Here is a 26,038-nt window from a genome sequence, read left to right as displayed (position 1 = left end):
ACAAGGAAGTTCGCCAGAGAGTTGAATCTGGAACCGTGTACAACAGCAGTAAGTAGCCCGCAAAGTAACGGAATGGCAGAGCGGTTCGTGAAAACGATGAAGGAAGACTACATCGCGTTCATGCCAAAACCGAATGTGAGAACGGCACTGCAGAATCTTGCGGCGGCGTTCAATCATTACAATGAAAATCATCCGCATAGTGCGTTGGGATATCACTCCCCGAGAGAATACCGACGCCAGCGGGCATCGTTAACTTAAGATACAAAAGCTGTCTGGAGATGGCGGGTCAAGAACAGCTGCAACAAGGCTTTGTTCTGCTTTGTCGCCGTTGGATAGCATTGCAGCACGAGCTGCCCGCTTTGTTCTTCAAGCACCACCAGGGCCGGTTCCGCGACCAAACGCAGCGGTTCGCCAGTTGCGTTAAACACGTTCTCACTTTGCGATAACAACATGAGCAAGCTGGGGGTGAGCTTAAATACGTCGCTCCAGTAATCCTGGCCGCGTTGCAAATGTTCGGCAATCGCCAGATCAATACTGCTCAAAGCAAGGTTGTGTTCATATTTAAGGCTGTGTGGAGAGACTTTTCGCCCAAGATTCCAGCCCTTTTTGCCCCGTTTTTGCAACTTCACCAACAAGGTCTCGTGCTCGGTAATCATCCAAGCTAAACGTTCATTTTGCTGCTCTTTCGGGTTGTGCAATGTAGTGGCTACTTCTGTGATCCATATTTGCCACATATCGGGTTTATCAATGTAACGGTATTGGCCGGTTTCTTGGTCGGTCAAATAAGCAAAAAGGCGTTGGGCCATATGCGCGAGGTTAAATTTGTTTGGCGCACTAGAGGCGTCAAGATGCTCCGCTAGTGGATGCTGAGCCAAGGCTTTGAAAAATTGTCGCAACTCTGGGCGTGTTTTGACTCGGCACATTTGCAGCAAATCCAGAACCAATTGTCCCCAAGCGATACCCTGTGGGGTACATACCGACTCGAGCCACATTGGCGCATCGTAAAACCGAGACACCAGCGTATCTTCGCTCAACTGCAGATAGTTGAAGACCTTTTGCCAATGGAAAAAACCCAGGGAATAATCACTTGCCAGCTCCAACTGTTCAAGCTGTTCCAGTCTGTTTTGGAGTAATTCAGGGCGCAGACATTGGATAATAAACAGATCGATCAAGTACGAAAGGCTGAGTTTAGTTCGGGGAGTGAGCGGGAACAGCAGTTCACGCCGAGCTAAATAGTGTTCGTCAAGGGGGGCTAGGAAGTGTTGGGCTTGGCTGGGGTTGTGCGAAAAAAGGCCCGCATCTTGGCTCAGTTGAATCGGCAACGCTCTTTTCGCCACGTTTGATATCAAGGAATGCAGGGTTTTATAGGTGGCGGGTGTGGTGGCGGCCAGTGACATCCGCAGGTAGGTCGCGAGAAAGTAATCCCCAGCACCTTTGACAAGGTCAGCGGTGTTGGCTAAATACCAAAGTTGATCACTTTGTGACATCAGGTAAAAACCATCATTGACGCTTTGTTCAAGTAGCTCCGTATCTACCGACCAAAGATAGTGCGGTGCAAACCAAGCGGCATACAAGCGAGCGTAATGGGCCTCCGGTACGCGTACCGTGTTGCGTAAGCCCTGGTTTAATCGGATTTGTGAGGTGTTCTGAGCAGCGAGCAGAGCAAAACACCAGCCATCCGCGGTGAGGTGAATAAACGTTTTCTCTTGATGTGTGTTGGTGCGTATCCAGCCAGCTTGTAGACATTGGTCACACAGCGCAGCGAATCGCCCTGCGCGTTGTTCACCCACATAGTTTAGATAAGATAAATAAAGGTCTTCAGCTTTGCGGCTAGGGCTGACAATGATGGCGGCAAGGAAATCGATTTGTCCATCTTTAAACGCATATGAGGTTATTTCTGAGCGTTGCACTGGGCCTTCCTGCGATCTTTTAAATATGGGCTTGGATATACGATATTTTCGTGGTTTTGGTCTCGTTTGTCTTTAAATAAAAAAGTAGAAAATTTGATTGATTGGCTATACCAACTGAATCAATCTAGCGGTGATCACGGTGGGGTTTCCATAAGTATTGGTGACGAGTATACGATTAATGAAAAAAACATAGGGCATTATGGATAATTTTCCTAAATTTATTCAATGGATTATCTTGCTACTGGTTTCATTGTTATTGGGAGGGTTACTGCAATTCTTCCACTTTCCCGCTGCTCTGCTGTTAGGGCCGATGATTGTTGGCGTCGTGATGGGCCTGCTGGGGGCATCGGTCCGTGTTCCCACCCATTACTTTGTTGTTTCACAAGCCGTGTTAGGCTGCATGATTGCTCAAAGCCTATCTCCCGATATTCTGACGCCGTTACTGCAAGATTGGCCACTGGTGTTACTGGTTTTGCTCTCTACACTATTGGCTAGCGGGTTTTCCGGCTGGTGTCTGATGCGCTTTAGCGGGTTACCGGGGCCGACTGGCGCTTGGGGAACTTCACCCGGCGGGGCTTCGGCCATGGTGGCTATGGCCGGGGATTTTGGTGCCGATGTCCGTCTGGTTGCCTTTATGCAATATCTGCGCGTGCTGTTTGTGGCGACGGCTGCGGCAATGGTGGTGCGTATTAGCTTGGGGAGTGAGGCAGGGCAAGGTAGTGTGGCGCTCGAGTGGTTCCCGGCATTGCATTGGAATTTTCTGGGCACGATGGGGATTGCTGTGGCGGGTGTCTGGCTAGGGCCACGTTTGCGTATTCCCTCTGGTGCACTGATGTTACCAATGATCCTGGGGGCTGCATTACACTCTAGCGGCACCATGATGCTACAGCTGCCGGAATGGTTGTTGGCGTTGGCTTATACAGTCATAGGCTGGAGTGTGGGGCTGCGTTTTACCCGGCCAATCTTCCTATTGGCATTGCGTACCTTGCCACAAATAGTGGTGTCGATTATCGCCTTGATGCTGTTTTGTGGGGCATTGGCATGGATGTTAACTCTATTTTTGCCTGTCGATCTATTAACTGCTTATCTGGCAACCAGCCCGGGTGGGTTGGATACGGTGGCCATTATTGCCGCAGGTAGCCGGGTTGATATCACGTTTGTGATGGCCATGCAGACACTTCGTCTGTTCACTATTTTGTTGACCGGGCCGGCAATGGCGCGGTTTATTTCCAACCGCGCCTTGCCTGAGCAATCAACGTAATATCCGCTGGGTATAGAGTGCATCAAGGGTGAACAGCCCTAACGCCGCCCAGATAAAGCCGAAGGTGACCAATTTATCCAGGCCGATCGTTTCGCCGTAGAAGGTGGTAGCCAATAGGAGCATCATGGTTGGGCCAAGGTATTGAAAGAACCCAAGGGTTGAAAGACGCAACCGGGTGGCTGCCGCCGTAAAGAACAGCAGTGGTACGGTGGTGATAATTCCGGCAGCCACCAGTAATAGATTTAGTGACCAAGGGTTGTTACTGAGCTGACTGGTGGGGCTGTCGGCAATCAGGAACAGGTAGATGGCGGCGACGGGTAGTAACCACAACGTTTCAACCAACATACCGGTTTGCGCATCAATAGCGATTTTTTTGCGTAACAGCCCATAAAAGGCAAAGCTGAAAGCCAGCCCCAGAGCGACGATGGGCAGTGAACCGAACTGCCACAATTGCACCAGCACCCCGGTAAATGCCAACGCGACGGCGAACCATTGCATACGGCGAAATCGCTCACCCAAGAACAGCATCCCGAGCAGGATATTCACTAACGGATTGATAAAATAGCCTAGGCTCGCTTCCAGCATATGGTGGTTATTCACCGCCCAAATAAACAGTAGCCAGTTGCCCCCCACCAAGACCGCAGTCACGGCCAGTAAGAGTAGCTTTTTGGGATTACGACATGCCGCTCGTACTTTTGGCCAGTGACGGCCCAGCGATATCAGCACCAACATAAACAAAAATGACCAAATCACCCGATGGGTCAGGATCTCATCAGCAGGTACTTGTTGGATCAACTTGAAATAGACCGGGGCAATGCCCCAAATAAAATAAGCGGCCAGAGCAAATAAGATGCCCTGCCGCGTCTGGTTTGCATCCATAAGGAGTACCGGGTAGGAACTGAGATACAGAGATTTTACTGTAGTTAACCGAGCGTGTCCCGATTTTGTGATCTACATACAGTTATGTTGTTACAAAGTCTGTTTCCAGTTGGGCCTATTGATGCCAGCGATCAACAGCAGGGCAGCGGGGCAATGTTTGGCACAGAGCATATTGCCCCGCTGTTATCCCACCAGATAGGTAGCCGTTGCGCTGGCGATATGCACGCCGTCGTGATTATGCAGTTCAACGCGCGCCACTGACACTTTATTACCGCTACGCAGCACGCTGGCGGCGGCAATAAAGTGCTCACCACGGCCAGGGCGCAAATAGTCAACGCGCAAATCGATAGTTCCCATGCGTGCCAAGCGGGCCAACAGTTCTTCTTCGAACAGGGGATCTTGGCGTATCAGAACATTGCCGACACAGACCAATCCGGCGGCAACATCCAGCACTGAGGCGATCACCCCACCATGCAGGATATTTTGTGCGGCATTACCCACCAGCTTGTGTTGATTGATAAAGGTCAACTCCACATAGTCGTCGTCAAAGTGGCGCAATTCCAACCCCAATTCACGATTAAATGGCATGTGATAGACAAAAATCTCACTGATCTTCTGACGCGCGGCTTCCACGGTCATCGGGGTAGGCGACATGGTTATTACCTTCAGAGGAATAGGGTGGCTGGGCGCATTCGCCAATCCGTGTTGCTCACTTGTTAATTCTATGCTTTTTTTTGTTTCTTTCTAGTCCCACCTAAACATATCATCTACTAAAATGTTCAACATCTTTACTGATTATCCGGTTAAGGCGGCATTTCTTATGCTACATGCCCAGTAATGATGATCGGCATAACGAGTTAATGGCTCATAACCGGATGCCCATTGACACCATCAGCAATTAAGCAAGGGACAGCGCCTATGATTTGTGTGTAAAATAATCCGTTTTTATCACAACTTTTCTTAATATTTCTGGAGTGAGCAAATCATGCGCGTTATGTCTGTTGCGTTGATGGCGCTGTTGTTGGCACCATTAGCCGTATCGGCCAATGAGGCTTCTGAGCAAAAGAATCTGAATACATCCGCGGTTCGTGGCAGCATTATTAGCAATATGTTGCAGCATTATGATGGGCCATTCACTTTTTATTCTTATGAACCCAATTATATCATTTACACCGATACCAGTGACCTCAATAAAGAGGCAATAGAATCCTATAGTTGGTCGCAAAATGCCAAAAAAGATGAGGTTAAATTCCAGATTAGCCTGGCCTTTCCCATCTGGAACGGTATTCTCGGTGAGAATTCCTTATTGGGGGCTTCCTATACTCAGCGTTCCTGGTGGCAACTTTCTAATAGTGAGGAGTCAGCGCCGTTTCGTGAAACTAACTATGAACCCCAAATTTTCCTTGGCTGGGCCACCGATTACCAGTTTGCTGGTTGGACGTTGCGCGATATTGAAGTGGGTTTTAACCATCAGTCCAATGGCCGTGAAGATCCCACGTCCCGTAGTTGGAACCGCGGTTATGCACGTTTGATGGCGCAGAACGGCAATTGGCAGGTAGATATCAAGCCCTGGTTCCGTGTTTCTGAAAGTGATAGTAATGACGATAATCCCGATATCACCAAGTATATGGGGTATTACCGGCTAAAAGTAGGTTATGCCCTGGGGCAAAGTGTGGTCAGTGTTAATAGCCACTATAACTGGAATACCGGTTTTGGTGGTGCGGAGCTGGGCTGGAGTTACCCTATCACCTCTCATGTGCGTTTCTATACTCAGCTGTTCAGTGGTTATGGCGAATCGATGATTGATTACAACTTCAAACAGACACGGTTTGGTGTTGGTGTCATGCTTAACGATATTATGTAATTTTGTGGTGCGGATGGCAGTGCCAAACTGGGTACTGCTGTCGTGTTTAAATGGGGAAGGGTGTGTCAACCGCAGCAGTGATAAACAAAGAGTTGCTAGCAGAGCAGGTGTTGCGTAATACCTTCGGCTATCAGCAGTTCCGTCCGGGTCAACAAACGATTATCAACGCCACCATTGCGGGTCAGGATTGCCTGGTCGTAATGCCCACTGGCGGGGGTAAGTCATTGTGTTATCAAATTCCGGCGCTGGTGATGGATGGGTTGACGCTGGTGGTCTCCCCATTAATTTCATTGATGAAAGATCAGGTTGATCAACTGCTCGCCTATGGCGTGGCAGCCGCGTGTTATAATTCGACACAAACCCGTGAGCAGCAGTGGGAAGTGATGGCAAATTGCCGTAGCGGCAAGATCAAATTGCTCTATGTTGCCCCTGAACGGCTGGTGATGGACAGTTTCTTTGAGTTACTGGAACATTGCCCACCCGCATTACTGGCAGTGGATGAAGCACACTGCATCTCTCAGTGGGGGCATGATTTCCGCCCGGAGTATCGGGCGCTAGGCCAGTTGAAACAACGTTTTCCTACCATGCCGGTGTTGGCGTTGACTGCCACGGCGGATGAAGCCACCCGGCGGGATATTGTCCGTTTACTGTCGTTACAGGACCCGCTGATCCAGATCAGCAGTTTTGATCGCCCTAATATCCGCTACACGTTGGTGGAGAAGTTCAAACCGTTCGACCAGCTATGGCGTCTGGTGCAAGACCAGCGGGGCAAAAGTGGCATTATTTACTGTAATAGCCGCGCTAAGGTGGAAGACACCGCCGCCCGCTTGCAGAGCCGAGGGTTGAGTGTGGCGGCTTATCATGCCGGTTTGGATAACGCCCGTCGTTCTCAAGTGCAGGAAGCCTTTCAACGTGATGACTTGCAGGTGGTAGTCGCCACGGTAGCTTTTGGCATGGGGATTAACAAGCCTAATGTGCGCTTTGTGGTGCACTTTGATATACCGCGCAACATCGAGTCCTATTATCAGGAAACGGGGCGTGCAGGGCGTGATGGTTTACCGGCAGAAGCGGTGCTGTTGTATGACCCGGCCGATATGGCCTGGCTGCGTCGCTGCCTGGAAGAGAAACCGGCAGGTCCGCAGTTGGATATCGAACGCCATAAGCTCAATGCCATGGGGGCCTTTGCGGAGGCACAAACCTGCCGCCGTTTGGTGCTGTTGAATTACTTTGGTGAAGGCCGTCAGCAAGCCTGTGGCAACTGTGATATCTGCCTTGATCCCCCTAAGCGTTATGATGGCCTTGAGGATGCGCGCAAGGCTTTGTCGGTGATAGGCCGTGTTGGGCAACGCTTTGGTATTGCTTATGTGGTGGAAGTCTTGCGCGGTGCCAATAACCAGCGCATCCGCGAATTTGGCCATGAAAAGCTGCCGGTGTATGGGATTGGCCGCGATCAAACTACTGAGCACTGGACCAGTGTTCTGCGCCAACTGATTCATCTGGGTTTTATTACGCAGAATATTGCTATGTATTCGGCGCTGCAACTGACGGAAGCCGCGCGCCCAATACTGCGTGGTGAACTGCCTTTGCAACTGGCGGTGCCAAGAATTCAGCGTATTAAATTGCGTAGTAGTGCCAACCAGAAATCCTATGGCGGCAATTATGATCGCAAGCTATTTGCCAAATTGCGCAAGCTGCGTAAATCCATTGCCGATGAAGAGAATATCCCGCCTTATGTGGTGTTCAATGATGCGACTCTGCTGGAGATGGCGGAGCAGATGCCGATCAACGCCAGCGAACTGTTGAGTGTTAACGGTGTTGGTCAACGCAAACTGGAACGTTTTGGGACCCCTTTTATGGCGGTGATCCGCGAGCATCTCGATGATGAAGATAGATAAGGACCTACAAGCATGTCGATACTGTTTTTGAAGATAGCACTGCTACATCTGGTGGCGTTAATCAGTCCAGGGCCGGATTTCTTTTTTGTGTCTCAAACTGCAGTCAGTCGTTCGCGTCGTGAGGCGATGCTGGGGGTAGTGGGTATTACTCTCGGCGTTATGGTTTGGGCTGGCGTGGCATTACTCGGCTTGAACCTGATCCTGCAGAAAATGGCGTGGTTGCATCAGATTATTATGGTGGCGGGGGGGATATATCTGTGTTGGATGGGGTGGCAACTGTTGCGCTCAGCTCGTAGCCACCATCTGCACCCCTGTGAATCAACCGAGGGGAAAGTGGTATTAGCGAAACCTGGGCGCAGTTTTATCCGCGGTTTGTTGACTAACCTTTCCAACCCGAAAGCGGTAATTTATTTTGGTAGCGTGTTCTCGCTGTTTGTTGGGGAAGAGGTGGGTGCCGGTGCGCGTTGGGGGTTATTCGCCTTGATCACTGGCGAAACCTTGCTGTGGTTTAGTTTGGTGGCGGTGGTATTCGCCTTACCTAAGATGCGCCGAGGTTATCAGCGCATGGTGAAGTGGGTTGATGGCCTGGCCGGGGTATTGTTCACCGGTTTTGGTGTGCATCTGATCTTTACCCGTTAACCAGGCTAGGTTCTGCTGGTCGCCTTATGCCTTATGCCTTATGCCTTGTGGGCGGTGGCTAATAACCCCGCCACCAGAATAAACAGTGAACCGAAAATGCGGTTTAGTAATTGCATTTGTCGCGGTGTTTTCAGCCAACGGGCAATCCGGGTGGCCAGCGTGGCATAACCCGTCATGACGATAATATCCACCACCACACTGGTGATCCCGAGTATGAGATACTGAGCTAATTGTGGTTGGTTAGGGATGATAAATTGCGGGAAGAGCGCCGCGAGAAACACAATACTTTTAGGGTTGGACAGATTCACCAGCACGGCACGGCGAAACAGGTGGCGGCGTGGCAGGGTGCCTGCCAAGGTGTGTAAATCCAGCGCACCAGCGGATCGCCACTGCTGAATACCTAACCACATCAGATAGACCACCCCCAGCCATTTCAGCAGTTCAAATGCCAGCAGCGATTGGGAAACTATCGCCCCCAGGCCAATCCCCACCAAGACAATATGAATGCACAACCCCACCTGCAACCCAGCAATGGAGGCTACCGCCCCACGATAACCGTGGCTGATACCGGTGCTCATGGTGTTGATGGCACCTGAACCGGGGGAAAGGCTCAGGATCAGGGTTGTTAGCAGATAGGTTAACCACCAGTCTAAGGTCATTGTCAGGCTTCCTGAACGTGTTCTTCCATGGTTTGCAAACTAGCGGAACGGTGTGACTGGCTGATATTCCGGCAGCAACTTGCATGAACTTGGGGCTGATTTGTGACACAATAAGTTATACCTATTGTTTTTCAAGCGATATATCCTTCATCCTGCAAATTGCTTGGGTGTTGCCTGCCGTTACTCGCCTCGTCCGTGAGGTTCGCCCCTATCGGAGCCAGCGCAAGTGCTGTTCAAAACGCTCAGTGTTTTGTAAAGCAATTCGAATTATTTTGGGTATAGTGTCATTAATCTTGAGCCGGTTTTTGTATCGGCTAGCTGCTACGTAGAAGGCCAGTAATGACGTTGTTGACGCTCAGTGATACCCAATGGTTAAACCGTGAAGAGCAGTTCTCTGCTTTTGCTACCGGGCCATTGCTGGATTTTTGGCAGCAACGGGTGGAAGGTGAATTTATTGGTGTCGCCGGGGTTCCTATCCGTTTTGTCCGGCTGAGTTCACCGGTACATCAGCGAGTGGTGGTGATTAGCCCTGGCCGTATTGAGAGTTATCTCAAATATGCGGAAGTGGCTTACGACCTGTTTCACCAAGGTTATGACGTCATGATCCTGGATCACCGTGGTCAGGGGCGTTCCGGGCGTATACTCACCGATAGACACCGTGGTCATGTGGTCAATTTTGCTGATTATGTCGATGACTTTGCTCAGTTTTATCATCAACAAGTCGAACCTTATGGTTATCAGCACTATTTTGCCTTGGCTCACTCCATGGGGGCGGCGATCCTGGCACAGTTTCTGGCCCGTGAACCCCAGGCATTTGCTGCAGCGGCGCTCTGTGCACCGATGTTTGGTATTGCTTTGCCCATGCCAAGGTGGCTGGCTACCCCGATTCTGAACTGGGCAGAGAATCACCCTTCGATGCGTGATTATTATGCGGTAGGCACCGGGCGCTGGCGACCACTCCCTTATGTGGTGAACCCACTGACCCATAGCCGTGAGCGTTACCGCCGTAACCTGCACTATTATGCCGATTACCCGGAAATCCAGATTGGGGGCCCTACTTATCATTGGGTGAGGGAAAGTATTCAGGCTGGGCAGCAAATTATTGCCGAAGCCGCTAAAATAACCACACCGCTCCTATTATTGCAAGCCAGTGAGGAACGGGTGGTAGACAACCGTTCTCATCGGGCTTTTTGTCAGGCGTTATCCGATGCGGGGCACCCTTGCGAAGGGGGCAAACCGTGGATTATCCATGGCGCTCGTCATGAGATCCTGTTTGAACAGGACGCGATGCGTGCCGAAGCACTGGGCGCAATCCTGCGTTTCTTTGCTCATTATTAGGTAGTACTGTTGCTACCGCCAATACACTAGAGGTTAAAACATATTGCTATGTATCACGTCGTCGCTTCTGATTTAGATGGCACGCTGCTATCCCCAGACCATACCTTGACCCCTTACGCCAAAGAGACTCTGCAGCTATTGACGCAGCGCGGTGTACATTTTGTTTTTGCCACGGGTCGTCATCATATCGACGTTTCGCAAATCCGCGATAGCCTGGGCATCAGTGCATTTATGATTACTTCCAACGGTGCGCGAGTGCACAACACCGAAGGGGAATTGATCTTCAGCCATAACCTGGACGAAGATATTGCTCACGATCTCTATAACATTGTCCATAACAACCCAGATATTCTGACCAACGTTTTCCGTAATGACGACTGGTTTGTGAATCGTGAAAGCCCGGAACAGGAAGAGTTTTTCCAAGAATCCGTCTTTAGGTATCAAGTGTTTGAGCCAGGTTTGTTGGAAACTGACGGTGTGTGCAAGGTGTACTTTACTTGTGCTGATCACGGCCCATTGATGTTATTGGAAGATGCCATTAACGCACGTTGGGGTGATCGGGTTAACGTCAGTTTCTCACTGTCTAACTGCCTGGAGGTGATGGCTGGTGGCGTGTCGAAAGGTCATGCGCTGGAGGCTGTTGCCAAGATTGTTGGTTATTCCCTTAAGGAGTGTATCGCCTTTGGCGACGGAATGAATGACCTGGAAATGTTGTTGATGGCGGGTAAAGGTTGCATCATGCAAAATGCTCACCAACGGCTGAAAGAGACCTTGCCCGACCGTGACGTGATTGGCTCTAATGCCGATGACGCAGTACCGCATTATCTGCGCAAGATGTTCCTGGGTTAACGTCACTGCGCGTGGGGCGGGTCTTAATTCAAGTTGCAGGGCAAAAACACCGGCTGTTTCTGTCCTGCAAATAAAATGCCCCTAAAAAAGTATGGGTATTTACTCTTTTTTATACGATTCCAGCGATTCAGCGCACATTTCATAAACAATTTTTTTATATGTAGCGCCGATTTATCATCAATTTAATTGCAATTAAAAGCACTAACTTGCAGTAATCTCACATTAATCCTCTATACGGTTGTCTGTTGCAAAAATTTCGTTGCTGCAGGCGAAATCGTTTGTCTGTCAAATCCCCCGTTGATCCCCCTACTATACTGAAAATTACCTATCAAAATTGTCGGCCTCAAGGCCAGAAATCTCAACGATGTAGGAGATGTGTCATGACTCAGCAAGTTTTTCATGCAGAACCCTTCGATCTACCCTTTGACCCTGCCAGCACCGCACTGGTGATGATTGATATGCAAAGAGATTTTGTTGAACCTGGTGGCTTTGGTGAAGCACTGGGTAACGATGTTTCTTTCGTTCGCAGCGCCATTGAACCTTGTAAACGTGTCCTCGATGCCGCTCGCAGCCAGGGCTTGTTAGTGATCCATACGCGTGAGGGTCATCGTGCCGATCTGAGCGACTGCCCACCAGCCAAATTGACCCGTGGCGGTCAAACCTTTATTGGTACCCATGGCCCGATGGGGCGCATTCTGGTACGCGGTGAAGCGGGCCATGACATTATTCCTGAACTCTACCCACAGGCAGGCGAGCCGGTGATTGATAAGCCAGGCAAAGGCGCGTTCTACCAGACCGACCTGCATTTGATCCTGCAAAATCATGGCATCAAGACATTGATTGTCTGCGGTGTGACCACCGAAGTGTGCGTGAATACCACCGTACGTGAAGCCAATGACCGTGGCTACGAATGTATTATTCCTCAAGATTGTGTCGGTTCTTATTTCCCAGAGTTCCAGAAATACGCATTGGAAATGATCAAAGCCCAGGGCGCAATTTTTGGCTGGGTCAGTGATGCCAACGCTATTGTGGCTGGCTTACAAAAATAAGCCTATACCCGTCGCCAAGGAAGCTGCAGGGTTGTTGACTACGTTCGTTCGCCCTAGTCACATAGTTATCTATGCTCCTAGGGACTCGCTCACTTGTCGCCTACCTGCAACTTCATTGAACTTGGGTATATATACTCGTGATCAATGAAGATGCTCGATCAAGCTTGTTATTAGGGAAAGCGTGCTGAAGGGGGCGTAGCGGCGTGAGCCGCCGACAAATTTGCCAGGAGCAAATTTGAACGACACCTGTCGGCCCGCAGAGTGGGATACAGGGAAGTATCCCATCATAGCCCCTCAGTAGGCTTGTCCCGAGTATCTCGGGCTATTAAGCAACTTGAATGATTTTGGGTATAGATACTCATTGCCACTCAAGCGGCCGGCTTGTCCGCGGTAACTTGAGTGAGCCGGGGTATCGTGGGTAGTACCGCCGGATTCGGGTGAGAAACCCATGACAGTCACGGTGTTTCCGGCATTTCTTAATGGATTAGCCGGCATGTGACACGCTTTGACAGCATGGCAACGCTCACTCTGAGCCCGGCAAGATACTCGTAATAGGGCAAGCTGCATCTGCGTTGGCGACAGCCGTTCGCGCCAGGTTCATGGTTTATTCCTGTGACTGGCAGCCTGCGGCCTTGCTCCCCCTCCTGCAACTCAGGTTATTGCGAGTATCAACTCTTTTCTTTGTTATTCAAGTGGTAGAGAGATTCAAATGGTAGAGCGGTTCAAGTGGCAGGGAGATTGCCGATAGCTAGAATCAACTCGGATCTCAATTTTCTGGTTTTAATAGGCTGAAAATCATTGTTTTCAGTCAAGAACCCTTCCGCCCGAACACCAGTGACGGGCAAAACTCGAACAGGTAAATGCGATGAGTGTAATGCATAAAGTTTTTGCCAATCTTTATCAGGACTCGGTTTCGCTGATGCAGATTTCTGCACAGATTAGCAAACTCCCTGGTATTGAACAGGCCTCCGTCGTCATGGGGACGGAAACCAACCTTAGCCAACTACGTGACGCCGGTTTGGATGATGGCTGCAAGGCCGGGCCAAACGATCTGATTATTGCGGTGCGTGGCGAAGAAGACGCTTGCCGTGAGGCGCTGGAAATTGCCCACCAACGACTTAATAGCAAGCCAAAGGAAAGCAACTCGGACGGCTTGCGTGCACCGACTTTGGTGAGTCTCGAAATGGCAGCGGAACAACAGCCGGACATTAATCTGGCGTTGATTTCCGTGCCTGGGGATTATGCGGCGGCTGAAGCTATCAAGGCGCTGCATCTGGATATGAACGTGATGTTGTTCAGTGACAACGTTAGCCTGGAGCAGGAAAAACAGATCAAACTGTTGGCGCAGCGTAAAAACCGCCTGGTGATGGGCCCGGATTGTGGCACTGCCATTATCAATGGGTTACCACTGGGTTTTGCTAACGTGGTGAAAGGTGGCTCGATTGGCATTGTTGGGGCATCAGGCACCGGCTTGCAGGAAGTGAGCTGCCGTATTGATCAGCTTGGTGCGGGGATTTCCCAGGCACTAGGTACCGGTGGGCACGATTTGCATGAAGAGATCGGCGGGATTTCCATGTTGCACGGCTTGCAAGCGCTGGCTGCGGATCCGGCAACTCAGGTGATTGTTCTGATCTCCAAACCACCCGCTCGTCCAGTAGCAGAGCGCATTCTTGAGCGTGCCCAGGCGTGTGGCAAGCCAGTAGTGGTGAACTTCCTGGGTGCTGCAGCGGAAGATATCACCCGTCCAGGGGTGACTGCCGCCGCCACATTGGCTGATGCAGCCGGCATTGCCGTGGCACTGGCTAATGGCACCGTAGTACCTGATTCAGTCACTCGTATTCCACAGCAGGATATTGAGATCCTGGAGTCAGTCATTGGAGACTTAGCGGCTTCCCGTTGGGCTATCCGTGGCGTCTTCGCCGGTGGAACCTTCTGTTATGAAGGCCAGTTGCTATGCCAACAGCAAGGCTTTATTGCCGCATCCAACACCCCTGTTAAAGGCAACACCCGTTTAGCAGATATCTGGCGTAGTGAAGGGCATACCTTGATCGATATGGGTGACGATGATTTCACCCGTGGCAGACCACACCCGATGATCGACCCTACCCTGCGTAACCAGCGTATCGAGCAGGAACTGAATGATCCAGAAACTGCCGTGGTGTTGTTTGATCTGGTCTTGGGTTATGGCGCCTCTGCGGAACCGGCTACTGAACTGCTGGCTTTACTGGCTAAACATCACAGCAGCAATGGCCCGTTACTGATTGCCCATGTCTGTGGAACAGAAGCCGATCCCCAACAGCGTTCACGTCAAGTTGCTGCACTGCGTGAGGCAGGTGTACTGGTTGCTGGTTGCAATGCCCAGGCGGCGTTGTGGGCTAGCCTGGTGGCTCGTATTCAGGCTGAGAAAAACGGAGAAACAGCATGAACCCATTATTTCAACAGCCATTGAAAGTGGTTAACGCCGGGCTGGCCGGTTTTGCCGATAACTTAAAACAAGCCCAAGGTGATGTGGTTGCGTTGCAATGGCAGCCACCTGCAATGGGTAATATTCAGGCCGGTCTGGACCTGGCGGCATTGGTCCGTCATCCGCTGGTTGAACAAGCTAACCAGATCGCTTTTGAGCGTTACCTGAGCGCTCAACCGGTACTGATTGACGTGATGAGTGCGGCGGAGGCTATCCCGGCGATGGCCGAGCGTAAGTTGATCCTGCATTCTGGGCCACCGATTGCCTGGCCAGATATGTGCGGCCCGGTGAAAGGCGCGATCATTGGTGCGATCCTGTTTGAGGGATGGGCTAACGATCATCAGGCGGCTGAACGTTTGGTGCTAGACGGTAAAGTGGCTCTGGAGCCTTGCCATCATCACCAGGCTGTGGGCCCGATGGCGGGTATCATCAGTCCATCCATGCCAGTCTGGGTGATTGAGAATAAAACCAATGGCCAGCGCGCGTTTAGCAACTTCAATGAAGGGTTGGGTAAAGTCCTGCGCTTTGGTGCCAACAATGATGAAGTGTTGCAGCGTTTGCAGTGGATGAAGCAAGAACTGGCTCCAGCGTTAAAAGCGGCCGTTCGTCAGATTGGTGAGTTGGAATTGAAACCACTGATGGCGCAAGCCCTGCATATGGGGGATGAGGTTCATAACCGTAACTCCGCAGCGACAGGTTTGCTGATTAAGCGTCTGGTACCGGCATTACTGACTTGCAACCTGCCGGTAGAAACGTTGCAGCGCGTGGTGGCATTTATTACCGGTAATGATCACTTCTTCCTCAATCTATCCATGGCGGCTTGTAAAGCCATGATGGATGCGGCCACTGGCGTGCCTTACAGCTCAATGGTCACCGTGATGGCACGTAATGGTGTCAACTTTGGTATCCGTTTATCCGGTACCGGTGACCGCTGGTTCCAGGCACCGGCCAACGCCGTGGAAGGGCTGTTCTTCCCAGGTTATGGCGTTGATGACGCTGCGGCTGATTTGGGGGATAGCGCGATTACTGAAACTGCTGGGGTCGGCGGTTTTGCCATGGCGTCTTCACCGGCCATCGTGAAATTTGTTGGTGGTACGCCAGCAGATGCCACCAATAACAGCCGTCGTATGCAGTTTATCACCATTGGGGCTAACCCAGCCTTTACGTTGCCAGCCTTGAATTTTGCGCCGACAGCGGCGGGTATTGATGCGCGTAAAGTGGCCGATCGTCAGATTCTGCCAGTAATTAACACCGGAATCGCCCATAAAGAAGCCGGGGTTGGGCAGATTGGCGCCGGGATTACAACTGCACCAATGTCGTGTTTTGTTGAAGCCATTGAAGCATTGGCGCAAACGTTGCCAGCAGGAGAATCAGTATGAGCAGACCTTTAGCGGTGGTTGCTGTTGGTGGTAACGCACTGATCCAGGACGACCAACATAACAGCATCCCAGACCAGTATCAGGCCGTGATGGAAACGGTGGGGCATGTTGTCGAGATGATCGAGGCCGGTTGGGATCTGGTATTGACTCATGGCAACGGACCACAGGTAGGCTTTATTCTGCGCCGCTCAGAACTGGCGGCGGAAGAAGTTGCACCGGTTCCACTGGATTATGCCGTGGGTGATACCCAGGGTGCCATTGGTTACATGTTCCAGAAAGCGCTGCATAACGAATTGCTACGTCGCGGTATCCAACGGCCGGTAGTGGCTTTGGTCACGCAAACTCTGGTGAGTGCCGATGATGCGGCCTTCCAGCACCCGAGCAAGCCAGTAGGCGCCTTCTTTGATCACCAGACTGCATTGGAGCGCCAGCAGAAGTTGGGCTGGACGGTGATGGAAGATGCGGGCCGTGGTTGGCGGCGTACCGTAGCGTCACCGATGCCACTGGAGATTATCGAGCGGGAGGTGATTGCTCAACTGTTGGCGCAGGGCTGTATTGTTATCGCCTGTGGCGGCGGCGGTATCCCGGTGGTGCAGGATGAGCACCAACAACTACGTGGCGTGGAAGCGGTGATCGATAAAGATCTGGCTTCTGCACTGCTGGCTGAACAACTGGGCGCAGACTTGCTGATGATCCCTACTGGGGTCGAACAGGTAGCAATTAATTTCGGTACGCCACAACAGCAGTGGTTGGATGCATTAAGCATTGAACAGGCACAGGATTTGTTGCAGCAAGGGCAGTTTGGTGCCGGTAGTATGCAGCCGAAGGTGGAAGCGATTCTGCGTTTTGTGATGAACAGCAAGCAACAAGGAAAAACCGGCCAGGGTTTGATCACCAGCCCTCAAGCCATTAAAGCCGCACTGAATCACCAGACCGGCACTTGGATTAAGCCCTAACAGGAAAGGAAAGAACGATGAGCCAGACGACTTTGGTTGCCGTAAATGGCACTTTGATGCGTGGTTTGGAATTGAACGGCAATATGATTGCCGCCGGCGGTGTTTTTGTTCGTGAAGATCAAACCGATGCCCACTACCGTTTGTGGAGCATTAATGATCGTCATCCAGGGATGATCCGGGTGATGGAAGGGGGGATTTCTGTTCCGCTAGAGCTGTGGGAACTGCCGATGGCTTCATTTGCCACCCTATTACTGAGCGAACCTGAAGGGTTGTCGATTGGTAAAGTGAAATTGCAGGATGGCAGTGTGGTGCTCGGGGTATTAGCCGAACCTTGGCTGCTGGAAGGGCAAAAGGAAATTACCGAGCAGGGTGGCTGGCGTCAGTATACCGGTGAAACCTTTACTGGCTAAGTCTTAGCCTTATATACCCGGTTTCAAGTGGCATTTCACCCCAGTGGCTGGCTTTAGCTGGTTGCTGGGGAGCCATGCGGTTTGGCGTTCATCGGGTATATTCACGAGGAGTAATATATGCGTAAAACAGAGGAAAACCTCAACACCGCATCGGGATTTCATATTGCGATGATCCTGTTGGGTATTGCGGTCACTCCGGTACTGCTTTCTTCTTCCAGCCTGGGTAATCAGTTATCCCGCACGGAGTTGATCAGTGTGGTGGCATTGGGCGGCCTGATCCTGGCGATACTCTCTGCTATCACCATTTGTGTGGGTGAAAAGGCGCGTCTGCCAACCTACGGCATTGTGAAATACTCTTTTGGTGAGCGTGGTGCGGTGGCTATCAATATTCTGATGGCCATCAGTTTGTTTGGTTGGATTGCCGTCACCGCCAATATGTTCGGCCACTCGGTGCATGATTTGTTGGCACAGTATGGCCTGGTCCTGCCAGTACCCCTGTTGGTGGTGGTCGGGTGCTGTATTTTTGTCGCTTCTACCGCCTTTGGTTTTGCTGTCTTGGGCAAAGTGGCGCAAATTGCTGTACCGATTATTGCCTTGGTGTTGTGCTATATCCTGTATGTTGCTACCCACGGGCAGGTTGAACTGGGTGAGCGTTTAGCCAGCATGGATACTGGTGTGGCGGTCTCTACCGTGGTGGGGACGATTATTGTGCTGGTGGCAACCCTACCGGATTTTGGTAGCTTTGTGCATAACCGCAAGCATGCCCTGATTGGGGCAATTATCACCTTTCTGGTGGCCTATCCACTACTGTATTGGGTGGGGGCGACACCTAGCGCCTTGAGTGGTCAAGGGTCGTTGCTGGCCGCGATGGCGGTATTCGGTGCAGTATTGCCTGCGGCGCTGTTGCTGGTCTTCGCTTGCATTACCGGTAACGCCGGGAATATGTTCCAGGGTACGCTGGTGGTATCAACCTTGTTCACCCGTTTCCCTAAATGGCAGATCACACTGGCACTCGGGGTGCTGGCGGCGATTGTAGGTAGCATGGATATCATGGCCTGGTTCATTCCGTTCCTGTTATTCCTGGGTATTGCCACCCCACCTGTGGCCGGTATCTATGTCGCCGACTTTTTCCTTTATCGCCGTAATGGCTATCAGGAAACGGTGCTGACGACAGAACCACAGGTTAAACTGCTGACATTTGTCGCCTGGGCTGCCGGTTCTGCGGTAGGTTTTATGACCGTCAATAACATGTTTACCTTGACGACCATCCCTTCAGTGGATTCAATTCTGGTGGCTTGTTTGGGGTATATCCTGTTAAGCCGGCTGAACCAGAAAAAGTAATCTAGAGACCCAAGTTGCCGCAAGGCGACAACGGTACGAGTCCCACGGAAGGGACTCATCACCTAGTCAACATCTCTGCAATTTGAAGATCGGTGGGAGATAGGGTTGGCACTGGTGAGTCAGTCTATGCTTTTCCTAAAAATACCCATCAAATAAGAATTTTTCGTGTTTATTGTCGGAGACAGGTAGCATGCAGGTAGAAAAATTTAAACCAAAATTGTGGAGTGTTGGCGATTTAAATGCATTTTTTGGTCTGTTTACCAATATATTAGTCAATACCTTGGTGTTAACCGGGTTATGCCTCTATGTCGTTAAAATACCCGAGGTTAATGTTTACAGCCGTATTTTACCTGCGTTAGGGATTGCTCTACTGATAGGTAACCTTTTTTATACCTACATTGCCTACCAGAAAGCTAAAGTTGAAAAGAGAAATACCGTAACCGCACTGCCTTATGGGCCAAGCGTACCGCAAATGTTTATTGTGGTTTTTATGGTGATGTTGCCGACCTACATTAGCACCGGTAATCCCATATTAAGCTGGATCCTGGGTATGGTATGGGCACTGTTGGTGGGGTGCATTGTGCTACTGGGTGCTTTTATTGGCCCGACAATTCGTAAATATACCCCAAGAGCCGCCATGTTAGGTGCGTTGGCGGGGGTTTCCATTACGTTTATCGCCATGCGTCCGGGTTTTTTGATGTATGAAACCCCTTGGATTGGATTAATCTGTTTTATGATTATTCTGATCTCCTGGATGGGGCGTGTCCGTCTGCCTTTCGGCATCCCCGGTGGTCTGGCGGTGATTATTATCGGTTCCGCTTTGGCGTGGGGAGCGACCTTTTTTGGTTTCAGTAATATGATGGATCTGTCCAAGGTAGGTGGGTCATTTAACCACTTTGGCGTCTATTTACCCATACTCACTGCTGACGTGCTGTCACTTCCCATGGCGCAAGTCTGGCCACTGCTGGTTACCGCTGTCCCCTTGGGCATTTATAACTTTACTGAGGTAATTAATAATGTTGAGTCTGCTTCTGCAGCAGGGGACAATTATAATCTACGTGCGGTATTAATTGCCGATGGTATGGGCGCCATTGCGGGGGCATTTTTAGGTTCCCCGTTCCCGCCAGCGGTTTATGTTGGCCATCCTGGTTGGAAAGCAGTCGGGGGATGCGTAGGCTATTCGTTAGCCACTGGTATTGGTATCTCGCTGGTCTGCTTCCTCGGTTTGACGGCGGTTTTTTTATCCATTATTCCTCTTGTGGCGATTATTCCCATTTTATTGTTTATCGGCTTGATTATCGGTGCCCAGGCTTTCCAAGAGACACCGAAACGCCATGCTCCAGCGATTATTTTAGCGTTTATTCCGAATATTGCTGAGTGGGCGAATAGCCAGATGAACAGTGTAATTAATGCCACTGGTGTGGACAAAACGCTGCAGTTTACTGAACAGTTGCGCGGCAGTGGTGTTTTGCTTAATGGTATGGCGACCTTGGGCAGTGGTGCTGTGTTGGCGGGGTTGATGTTGGCTGCTATTGCAGTGTTTGTTATTGACCGTCGCTTTAACTGGGCGGCAGTTTTTGCTTTTATCGCCTCAATGCTGTCGTTTTTCGGCTTTATTCACGGACACAAACTGGCGTTTAATGCCACCCCGGCAGTGAGCCTGGCTTACTTTATTGTTGGGCTGATGTTCTGTCTGTTAACTTGGCAGCAGATCAGAAAGGGTGAAAAAATATCCTGGGAGCCCGTCAGTAATCAAGAAGAGTCCATCAGCGCCTAGGTGAGCGTGGTATAATCCAGCATAATGAGCAGACTGCCCGACCTTGGGTTGGCAGTCTCTCCTCTCCAGGCCACTTCAGGGAGTCATTATGTTTATTTCCGATGAGACATTGCGGGTTATACATCTGGTTGCGAAATACCAGAGCATCACCACCGCTGCCGAACATCTGAATAAAGTCCCTTCTGCGATTAGCTACACGGTTAAAAAACTAGAGGAGAGCTTTGGTGTTGAACTCCTGCTGCGTAAAGGCCGCTATATCGAACTCACTCCGGCGGGTGAGTACTTTGTCGAACACAGTAAAACCATTCTTAATGACCTGGATGCTTTACGCCGCAATACCGCACTGATCCACAGTGGTGTGGAACAAGAACTGACGATTGCGGTGAACAACATTATTCCTCGTTCCGCTATCGTCGAGTTTGTCTGTGATTTTGAGCGCGTATTTCCGTCTACCCGTCTGACTATCGATACCGAAGTCTATAACGGCTGTTGGGATGCCTTATATGGTAAAAGGGCTAACCTGGTGATTGGTGCCCCCCATGCGGTACCTAGCACCGAAGGGATCGTCAGTGAATCTATTGGTCACCTGGAGTGGGATTTTGTCGTTGGGCCACAGCATCCGTTAGCCATACAGGTTCAACCGCTGCAGAATACCGAGTTGCGCCAGTATCCCGCCGTTTGTATTCGCGATACCGCGGTTAATTTTGTGCCGCAGCAGGCTTGGCTGCTAGAAGGGCAAAAGCCGATGTTCGTCCCCGACTTTGCGACGGGCATTGAGTTGATTCAGCGCAACGTGGCGATTGGTTATGTGCCGCACCATCTGGTTCTGCCACTGTTGAATGCGGGTTTATTGGTTAAAAAGCCGATGCAAGAACATAAACATGCTACACAGATCTTCTTTGCGGCCCGTTCCGATGGGATGGGTAAAGTAAGCCGCTGGTGCATGGACTATCTATTGGCACCTTCGTTTCGTGCCAAGTTACATGGTTAAACTCCCCTTCAGCCAGCACTAGCATCAAGATATAGCCTGCACTTATTATGTCGGCGTTGAGATAGCCTCACTGGGCAGACCGAGGTTATTCCTGGATCTTGCAGACTAGGTCATAAGAAGTGAGTTTTCCATCAGGCGTCGTTTGAATCAGCTCTATATCCTGCTCCAGACTGCAAAATAAAGCGGCGCTGCTGCGTACCGGTGATGAGTAAGTAATATCAAAAAACACCGGCCCCAAATGTTCATTTAACCTATTTTTGGCCTCTTTTTTTATCCACTGCTCAAGTTCCATGGCTATTTTTTGCAGGTCGTTATCTTCTTTTAGCAGGTGAATATCAATATTGTTAGCTTCTTCAATGCTTGCCAGTCGCATTTGATATTCTTGCTGTAAGGCGTGGGGGACCAGTAGTGAGATTTTCCCCGCAGTCGCGTAAGTGTGCAAAAAAGCGGTTAATTGCTCTGGCGTCGGGGTACCCGCAACATGGGGAGCATGCAAGAGTGGTTTTTTGTGCGTTATTTGGTAAAGGCGTGGTTTTTTAACATGATGTAATGTCATCACTGAGGCAAATAACAGCAACAGCGTGGTAAACACCAACGGAATAGCCCAGAGGGAAAAGCTGACCAGATCGGTAAATGGATGTGAATAACGTTCAACCTCTTCCGGATGCAACAGGCGTAAAAACGTTTTAAAAATCAACTCCTCGTTCAACGAGTCGGTGACCCAACCCGTTAACACGACGGCGGAGAAGGCATAGCATGATGTTTTGAGATGATGCAATAATACTGAACGCTCCACGAACCATCCTCTTGTTAATCATCATTGATGAGTACATGTTCAACCTGTGTATTGGGTTGGCTTAATGATGGGTCGTTGCAGGGAATAAGTCCACATTTTGGCAATATATCACCCAAATGCCGAATGTTATTGCTGGCCGTGGGGATAAATGTATGTTCAATCATATCATTATGGCACCATCAATTTTATTGAAAGACTATGGCAATTATTTAACATGTTTAAGAATGGTCAACTGGGATATCCTTGTTTCGTGCAGTAATTGTTTTGATAAATAATATATTTACTATAAAGGAGTTCCCATGAATAAGGTTAAATTTTTTGTTCTTTTTACCGCTGCCTCTCTCGTTTCTTTCAGTAGCCTGGCTCAAAATGTCACTGCAAGAGCCTCTACTATTGACAGTGCTGAGGCGCAGATAGCTGCTCAGGCAAAAAAAGCCAATGCAGATTATAAGATTATCGCTTCGCACGATAAAAACGGTGTTTATATGATGGCCAAACTGGTTAACTGATTTATATCCGCCATTCTCGCCATACCCTAAATAATTTTAGCCGCAGGAAGAGTATATATTCGACTTGAAATTAAAAGGGTATGGATTATATCTATAGAAATAATAAGGTTATATTTATGACTTCTAAGATAAAATCAAAGTCAGGTATTGCTATCGCACTGCTTATGAGTTTCTCAGTATTCTCAGCCGAAAATAAACCTGATGATTTCTCTGCGACATCTGATGCTAAAGCACCAGAGCGTATCAACAAGACATTGAAAGAATTTAAAACGGAACGAGAAAACGTAGAAAAAAATCTCAGGAATTTTGATGACTTGGATTTTAATGTCTATAGTCACCAAAAATGGGATGAGATGAATAGAAGTCACGCGGAAGATATTATTGTGCACTATCCCGATGGTACGGTGACTTATGGCTTAAAAGACCATCTTGAGCGTTCAAAGAAAATCTTTGCGTTTGCACCGGATACTGAAAACCCTATCCATCATGTACGCATTGGTCAGGGTAATTATACTGCAGTCACTGGTGTATGGCGCGGCACGTTCACTAAGCCGATGGTTTTATCGGATGGTACGGTGATTCAGCCAACCGGCAAACGCTTTGAAATAGAAATGGCCACTATCGGTCGCTGGAATGATAAAGGAACAATGGATGAAGAGTGGTTATTTTACGATGACTACACCTTTATGAAGCAGTTAGGTTTGCTCAAATAACTAATGATAATGGGGACTAACCAGTCCCCTGACTTATTGGGTACAAGAAGAACAAGAGTTAATTAATCATGCATAGCAACAAATCACCTTTCAAAATAGGCATCTCATCGATAGGGGCCCATCTGACTGATCCGATAACCGGTAAAAAATCCACTGAGCAGGAACGGGTTAGGAATTTAATCGAAATGGCCATACAGGCTGAAGCGGTTGGTCTTGATATTTATGCTCTTGGTGAAAGTCATGAGAAGGGTTTTGTCAGTGCGGCACATACCGTGATATTGGGCGCAGCCGCACAGGCGACGAAAAACATCACCCTGATGAGTTCAGTCAGCGTGATCAGTACCCTCGATCCGGTACGCGTGTTTGAAGATTTTGCCACGCTCGATCTGATTTCGAATGGACGATCGGAGATCGTAGTGGGAAGGGGCTCACGCATAGGCGGTTTTGGCTTACTGGGATATTCCCCCGCCGATTATGAGGCTCTGTTTGATGAAAAACTCGAATTGCTGATAGCAATTAATCAAGCAAGTGAACAGCAACAGCCCATCAACTGGCAGGGGAAATTTCGCCCACCGTTGGTGAATGCGCAGATCTACCCGCAGCCAATGAATGGGAAATTGAAAATATGGCATGCGGTGGGTGGCCATAGTGACAGCGCGGTGAGTGCAGCAAATAAGGGATTGCCGATGATGATAACGACGTTGGCAGGGAGTGCTCACAACTTTAAAATGGCGATCGATGCTTATCGGCAAGCAGCAGTGGTAGCCGGCCATCCAATGCAGGTGATGCCCATCACGACCACGAGTTGGTTCCATACTGCGCAGAGTGATGAACAGGCGGTTGAGGAGTTCTACCCTTATTTCAACGGAATGATGAAAGAATTACGTGCTGATTCGACATCTATTGATTTCCTGCGTCATTCGCTGGCTATTGATAATGCCATGATGATCGGTTCGGCCGACACTATTCTCGCCAAAATGAAATATCAGTATCAGCTCTACCGGCAGCAACAGTTCTTGGCTCACGTTGATACGGGAGCGCTGCCGTTCGCTCTGGTAAAAAATAATATCGACGTGCTAGCTACTGTCATTGCTCCCCAATTTCGAGCATTTATAGCCCGTGAATCGGTATAAGCTGAAGTGACGCTAGGGAGCGTGTTTTTTGAAAGCCCCACCCGAGCGTGTGGGGCTTGGTTGGGTTTACTGGTGTAACTGGTGTTGTTGCAGGAACTTCACGGCTTTATCCGGGAAGTCGGTAAAGACACCATCAACCCCCGCATCGATATAGAAAATTTTCAACATATCGTTGAAATCCTTGGCATAAGGAGGAACCTGCCCGGGATCAGAACGGAAGGTGTAAGGGTGGACCTGCAAGCCTTGCTGTTTAGCCTCTTTCGCCAAGGTGGTCAGCTCAATGTGGCCTGGCGTTGAAGTGCTCTTCACAATCATGGGATACCATGGCCCAATACCATCGGCATATTTAGCCAGTTTGGCGGCACCGCCTGGTTTCAGCATCCAGTCATAGCTGTAGGGGGTCAGGCTACCATCTGGGTGGATCTCCATGGTTTCGATCACCTTCTGATCATCAGTATTGGTGATCAACTGAACCAGTTTGATGTCCATGTTCATGGCAGGTAGCAGCTCTTTTTTCACCCGTTGCAAGTCTGGGGCATCAAAGCTCTGCAAGTAGACCTTATCGCTTTTCTTGGTATAACCGTAGGATTTCAGCACTTCCAACACTGCTTTGGAGATATCCTTCCCTTCAGTTTTGTGGAACCAAGGGGCTTTGGTTTCTATATAGATGCCCACATTTTTGCCGGTAGAGTGATTCATACCTTGAATCATCTCAATTTCATCTTGCAGCGTATGGATGCGGAAGTCGGACTTCCACATCGGGAAGCGATTAGGGAACTTCTGCTGCTGAACGCCATCTTTGACCAAAAATTCTTCGGTAAACTTCAGGCTCTGAATCTCTGCTAGCGTAAAGTCGAGGGCATAATAACGCCCATCTTTACGGTGACGGTCAGGGAATTTTTTCGCGACATCGGTGACCCGATCCAGGTAGTGGTCGTGCAGGACAATTAGCTTATCATCCTTGGTCATGACCACATCTTGTTCCAGATAATCCGCTCCCATGGCATAAGCCATCGATTTTGCCGGTAGCGTATGTTCCGGTAGATAACCGCTGGCACCTCGGTGAGCAATGACCACTTTCTCTGCGGCTTGGACCGCCGTAGCCATTGAGGTGACAAGCAGTATCCCTGTTAGCAGGGCTTTAACTTGAGTCCGCATTTCATTGTACTCCTTATTGATTGCTGTCAGAGGAAGGAAAAAGGCCGCGAAGCGGCCTTTAAATCATG

At 49.8% G+C, this 26,038-nt stretch carries 24 protein-coding genes; 18 read left to right on the top strand and 6 right to left on the bottom strand.

Translation table 11 applies throughout. The features are described 5' to 3' along the window. Positions 1–258: integrase core domain-containing protein (locus tag IO95_RS09725; protein ID WP_037385062.1), on the top strand; the 258-nt coding region annotated here is incomplete at its 5' end. Here the strand turns inward: IO95_RS09725 and IO95_RS09720 are convergent. Continuing rightward, positions 255–1,910 carry a hypothetical protein gene (locus tag IO95_RS09720; RefSeq protein WP_023490758.1) on the bottom strand — a complete coding sequence of 552 codons (1,656 nt, stop codon included), beginning with the start codon at positions 1,908–1,910 and terminating at the stop codon, positions 255–257. The genes IO95_RS09725 and IO95_RS09720 overlap by 4 nt on opposite strands. 199 nt (positions 1,911–2,109) lie before the next feature. On the opposite strand from IO95_RS09720, the gene IO95_RS09715 reads away from it, so the two are divergent. Continuing rightward, complete coding sequence (locus tag IO95_RS09715) at positions 2,110–3,171, top strand: AbrB family transcriptional regulator (protein ID WP_023490757.1); 1,062 nt, start codon at positions 2,110–2,112, stop codon at positions 3,169–3,171. On the opposite strand, the gene rarD is transcribed toward IO95_RS09715, so the two are convergent. Both rarD and IO95_RS09705 read right to left on the bottom strand, forming a co-directional pair. Then, complete coding sequence (gene rarD, locus IO95_RS09710; protein WP_023490756.1) at positions 3,163–4,050, bottom strand: EamA family transporter RarD; 888 nt, start codon at positions 4,048–4,050, stop codon at positions 3,163–3,165. The two genes, IO95_RS09715 and rarD, sit on opposite strands and share 9 nt — an antisense overlap. Positions 4,051–4,233: 183 nt before the next feature. Next, positions 4,234–4,704: a thioesterase family protein gene (locus IO95_RS09705; RefSeq protein ID WP_023490755.1), complete on the bottom strand. Its 471-nt coding sequence runs from the start codon at positions 4,702–4,704 to the stop codon at positions 4,234–4,236. Positions 4,705–5,035: 331 nt separating this feature from the next. Here IO95_RS09705 and pldA point away from each other — a divergent pair, with 331 nt between their 5' ends. The 3 genes from pldA (at position 5,036) to rhtC (ending at position 8,448) form a co-directional block, all read left to right on the top strand. Then, complete coding sequence (pldA, locus tag IO95_RS09700; RefSeq protein ID WP_023490754.1) at positions 5,036–5,914, top strand: phospholipase A; 879 nt, start codon at positions 5,036–5,038, stop codon at positions 5,912–5,914. Between the two features lie 62 nt (positions 5,915–5,976). After that, complete coding sequence (gene recQ, locus IO95_RS09695; protein ID WP_037385075.1) at positions 5,977–7,809, top strand: ATP-dependent DNA helicase RecQ; 1,833 nt, start codon at positions 5,977–5,979, stop codon at positions 7,807–7,809. Between the two features lie 12 nt (positions 7,810–7,821). Continuing rightward, a complete protein-coding gene (gene rhtC / locus IO95_RS09690; RefSeq protein WP_023490752.1) occupies positions 7,822–8,448 on the top strand; it encodes a threonine export protein RhtC in 627 nt (208 codons plus the stop codon). A 38-nt stretch (positions 8,449–8,486) separates the two neighbouring features. On the opposite strand, the gene rhtB is transcribed toward rhtC, so the two are convergent. Then, positions 8,487–9,107, bottom strand: coding sequence for a homoserine/homoserine lactone efflux protein (rhtB, locus tag IO95_RS09685; protein WP_023490751.1), 621 nt, complete (start codon positions 9,105–9,107; stop codon positions 8,487–8,489). Positions 9,108–9,446: 339 nt separating this feature from the next. On the opposite strand from rhtB, the gene pldB reads away from it, so the two are divergent. The 10 genes from pldB to IO95_RS09635 all read left to right on the top strand — a co-directional run bounded on the left by pldB (position 9,447) and on the right by IO95_RS09635 (position 21,661). Next, the gene (gene pldB / locus IO95_RS09680; RefSeq protein WP_023490750.1) at positions 9,447–10,445 is read left to right on the top strand and encodes a lysophospholipase L2; all 999 of its coding nucleotides are present in this window, start codon (positions 9,447–9,449) and stop codon (positions 10,443–10,445) included. A 48-nt stretch (positions 10,446–10,493) separates the two neighbouring features. Beyond that, positions 10,494–11,294, top strand: coding sequence for a sugar/pyridoxal phosphate phosphatase YigL (gene yigL / locus IO95_RS09675; protein WP_023492000.1), 801 nt, complete (start codon positions 10,494–10,496; stop codon positions 11,292–11,294). A gap of 380 nt (positions 11,295–11,674) precedes the next feature. Continuing rightward, positions 11,675–12,343, top strand: coding sequence for a cysteine hydrolase family protein (locus IO95_RS09670; RefSeq protein WP_023492001.1), 669 nt, complete (start codon positions 11,675–11,677; stop codon positions 12,341–12,343). 865 nt (positions 12,344–13,208) lie between these two features. Beyond that, entirely contained in the window at positions 13,209–14,768 is a 1,560-nt protein-coding gene (gene fdrA, locus IO95_RS09665; protein ID WP_023492002.1) for an acyl-CoA synthetase FdrA, read from the top strand. Next, the gene (locus tag IO95_RS09660; RefSeq protein ID WP_023492003.1) at positions 14,765–16,186 is read left to right on the top strand and encodes a DUF1116 domain-containing protein; all 1,422 of its coding nucleotides are present in this window, start codon (positions 14,765–14,767) and stop codon (positions 16,184–16,186) included. The genes fdrA and IO95_RS09660 overlap by 4 nt, the downstream gene beginning before the upstream one ends. Next, positions 16,183–17,142 carry a carbamate kinase gene (gene arcC / locus IO95_RS09655; RefSeq protein WP_023492005.1) on the top strand — a complete coding sequence of 320 codons (960 nt, stop codon included), beginning with the start codon at positions 16,183–16,185 and terminating at the stop codon, positions 17,140–17,142. The genes IO95_RS09660 and arcC overlap by 4 nt, the downstream gene beginning before the upstream one ends. 17 nt (positions 17,143–17,159) lie before the next feature. Continuing rightward, positions 17,160–17,552: a hypothetical protein gene (locus IO95_RS09650; RefSeq protein ID WP_023492007.1), complete on the top strand. Its 393-nt coding sequence runs from the start codon at positions 17,160–17,162 to the stop codon at positions 17,550–17,552. A 117-nt stretch (positions 17,553–17,669) separates the two neighbouring features. Further along, positions 17,670–18,893, top strand: a complete 1,224-nt coding sequence (locus IO95_RS09645; RefSeq protein ID WP_023492009.1) for a cytosine permease — start codon at positions 17,670–17,672, stop codon at positions 18,891–18,893. Positions 18,894–19,083: 190 nt separating this feature from the next. Further along, complete coding sequence (locus IO95_RS09640; protein ID WP_037385059.1) at positions 19,084–20,670, top strand: hypothetical protein; 1,587 nt, start codon at positions 19,084–19,086, stop codon at positions 20,668–20,670. Positions 20,671–20,758: 88 nt separating this feature from the next. Continuing rightward, entirely contained in the window at positions 20,759–21,661 is a 903-nt protein-coding gene (locus IO95_RS09635; RefSeq protein WP_023489856.1) for a LysR substrate-binding domain-containing protein, read from the top strand. 85 nt (positions 21,662–21,746) lie between these two features. On the opposite strand, the gene IO95_RS09630 is transcribed toward IO95_RS09635, so the two are convergent. Beyond that, complete coding sequence (locus IO95_RS09630; RefSeq protein WP_023489857.1) at positions 21,747–22,457, bottom strand: hypothetical protein; 711 nt, start codon at positions 22,455–22,457, stop codon at positions 21,747–21,749. A gap of 299 nt (positions 22,458–22,756) precedes the next feature. Between IO95_RS09630 and IO95_RS09625 the strand changes: the two genes are divergently transcribed. The 3 genes from IO95_RS09625 to IO95_RS09615 all read left to right on the top strand — a co-directional run bounded on the left by IO95_RS09625 (position 22,757) and on the right by IO95_RS09615 (position 24,812). Further along, the gene (locus IO95_RS09625) at positions 22,757–22,966 is read left to right on the top strand and encodes a DUF1471 domain-containing protein (RefSeq protein ID WP_037385054.1); all 210 of its coding nucleotides are present in this window, start codon (positions 22,757–22,759) and stop codon (positions 22,964–22,966) included. Between the two features lie 116 nt (positions 22,967–23,082). Then, positions 23,083–23,679, top strand: coding sequence for an ester cyclase (locus tag IO95_RS09620; protein ID WP_037385074.1), 597 nt, complete (start codon positions 23,083–23,085; stop codon positions 23,677–23,679). Between the two features lie 68 nt (positions 23,680–23,747). Next, positions 23,748–24,812, top strand: coding sequence for an LLM class flavin-dependent oxidoreductase (locus tag IO95_RS09615; protein ID WP_037385052.1), 1,065 nt, complete (start codon positions 23,748–23,750; stop codon positions 24,810–24,812). Positions 24,813–24,878: 66 nt separating this feature from the next. Here the strand turns inward: IO95_RS09615 and glpQ are convergent, their stop codons facing one another. Beyond that, the gene (gene glpQ, locus IO95_RS09610) at positions 24,879–25,970 is read right to left on the bottom strand and encodes a glycerophosphodiester phosphodiesterase (RefSeq protein WP_023489562.1); all 1,092 of its coding nucleotides are present in this window, start codon (positions 25,968–25,970) and stop codon (positions 24,879–24,881) included. Positions 25,971–26,038: the final 68 nt, after the last annotated feature.

Source organism: Serratia sp. DD3, from assembly GCF_000496755.2.
Note: the sequence above shows the minus strand (reverse complement) of the source record. Positions and strands in the feature narration are given on the sequence as shown.